2 protein-coding genes are annotated in these 2,185 nt (G+C 55.7%); both read right to left on the reverse strand.

The features are described from left to right. Positions 1-68 precede the first annotated feature (68 nt). Positions 69-1,103, reverse strand: coding sequence for an arabinan endo-1,5-alpha-L-arabinosidase (locus B3187_RS09590; protein ID WP_286806045.1), 1,035 nt, complete (start codon positions 1,101-1,103; stop codon positions 69-71). 34 nt (positions 1,104-1,137) lie between these two features. After that, positions 1,138-2,088 carry a glycoside hydrolase family 43 protein gene (locus B3187_RS09595; RefSeq protein WP_286806046.1) on the reverse strand — a complete coding sequence of 317 codons (951 nt, stop codon included), beginning with the start codon at positions 2,086-2,088 and terminating at the stop codon, positions 1,138-1,140. Positions 2,089-2,185 lie beyond the last annotated feature (97 nt).

Below are 2,185 nucleotides of genomic sequence, written 5' to 3' on the forward strand. Positions count from 1 at the left end.
CTTTGGCCTTATCCGCCCTACACAGAACACGGCGGCATGCTCCGCATCCGCCGTTATCGTTACACGCTTTACTCTTCGATCAACACGCTCTGGTATTCATTCAATACCGCCGGATCGATTTCGGGCCAACCATCTTCGGTCCACTCGATTTCGGCGATCTTCAGTTTTTGCAGGCCTTCGTCTGCGGCTTCATAGGCGTGAAATACCAGGTAGTCTTTACCATCGAAGGTGTAGGCACTGTTATGACCCAAGCCATACCAGTCTTCATTCCCTTTCAGAATGATGGTGCCGCCGCCCTCATTCATTGGCTTACCGGTTTTATCCAGATAAGGACCCGTCACATCTTTTGAGCGGCCGACCACCATATGGTAAGTGCTATCGGCGCCCCGGCAGCACAGGCCCCAGGAGACGAACTGATAATAGTAGTCGCCCTTTTTGAAAATAAACGGCCCTTCAATTTGGGCCGGGCCCGCCTGGGTGTCATCCACCAGAATGGAGCGATCGCGCTTGGAAATGGTGTACCACTCCTGTGGCTCGGCCGGTGCCGTCCAATCTTCATTCAGTTTGAACATTTTCATGCCGCCCCAGAAGGAGCCGAAGCTGAACCAGGCATCGCCCTTTTCATCCACGATGACGTTGGGGTCAATGGCGTTCCACATGTCCCGGTTGGGTACCGACTGCAACACCAGGCCCTGGTCTTCCCAGCCGTAATCGTCCGACTCGGGGTTTAGGGTCTTGGTGGTAGTGACACCCATACCGGAGGTGTTCTTCCCGAAGGCGGAGACGGAGTAGTACAGGTACCACTGCTCCGTGTCTTCGTTATAGATGATGTCCGGCGCCCACAAGTGGCCATTAAACTCCGGTGCCACCTCTCTGGCCCAGTCGGGCTCGCCTTCAAAAGCACGCCCCTGACGCTCCCAGTTCACCATGTCCTCGGAGTTGTAAATGGTGATACCGGGGCCGGTACTGAACAGGTAGTACTGATCGCCCTCTTTTGCCATAACCGGGTCATGAATGCTGACCTGCTTTTGGGCCTGACACCCCACAGCGCTCAGTGCTGCCAGCGACACAACAATGCCTTTTAACCAGTGTTTAACGTTCATGGTGTTACCTCATGGTCCGTAAGTCGGTTGGTGGTCAGTCCACCATGGAGGGCTTACCAAATACCGGGAAGCCGTCCGCATCGTATTTGATGGGTTTAATGAAGGTATGGCGATCCGGATTCCACAGCGGGTCCCCTTCGATTTCGGTGTAGGTCCGGGCGTGGTACACGAGCATATCGGTCTTACCGTCTTCGGCGACGGTGAAGCTGTTATGGCCCGGGCCGTAAATGGCATTGTCCATATCGCTCTGGAACACCGGCTTCTGGGATTTGGTCCAGCTTTTTGGATCCAGCAGATCAGCGTCCTGGTCCGCCCAGATGACACCCATACAATAATTTTCGTCGGTGGCGCTACCGGAGTAGGTGATGAATATACGGCCATTGCGAATCAGTACGGCGGGCCCTTCGTTGACCATAAAGCCACGGGTTTCCCACTCCAGCTCGGGGATGGTCAGCAGTACCGGTTCGCCGGCGATGGCATCGGGTGTGTCCATCGGGGCGATATACAGATTGGAGTTACCCGGAATGCCGTTCTGCTTTTGTGCCCAGACGTAGTAGAGTTGGTCTTTATGGGTAAACGTTGTGGCATCCAGACAGAAGGTATCCATGCCGGTGTCGATCTGCTTGGGTTCGGTCCACTCACCTTCGAGCGGGTTAGCGGCGTCGGTGCTGACCACGTACATGCGATGCTGGAACAGCCCGTCTTTGATTTCCCGGGTCGGTGCCGCCGCGAAGTAGATGTACCAAGCCCCCTGATTGAAATGGATTTCCGGTGCCCAGATCAATTCGCTGAACGGGCCTGTATCCGGCTTGTGCCAGACGGCCACGCGCTCCGCGTCAGGCAGCTCGGCAATGGTTTTGGCCCGACGCAGCTCCAGCCGGTCGTAGGCCGGCACCGAGGCGGTGAAATAATAATAGCCGTCGGTGTGTTTGTGGATATAGGGATCGGCGCGTTGTTCGATCAGAGGGGTGAGCAGTTCGGTCATTGTTCTCTCCAGGGTGTTGTCATGGCAACATGGTATTCATTAAATCGAGGCGGTTATGGCGGATGCCGCAGTTGGCGTAGGGCGGATAAGGCCGAAG

Origin of the sequence: Marinimicrobium sp. UBA4209 (assembly GCF_002381585.1) — a bacterium.
In the GTDB taxonomy this organism is placed as follows: domain Bacteria; phylum Pseudomonadota; class Gammaproteobacteria; order Pseudomonadales; family Cellvibrionaceae; genus Marinimicrobium; species Marinimicrobium koreense.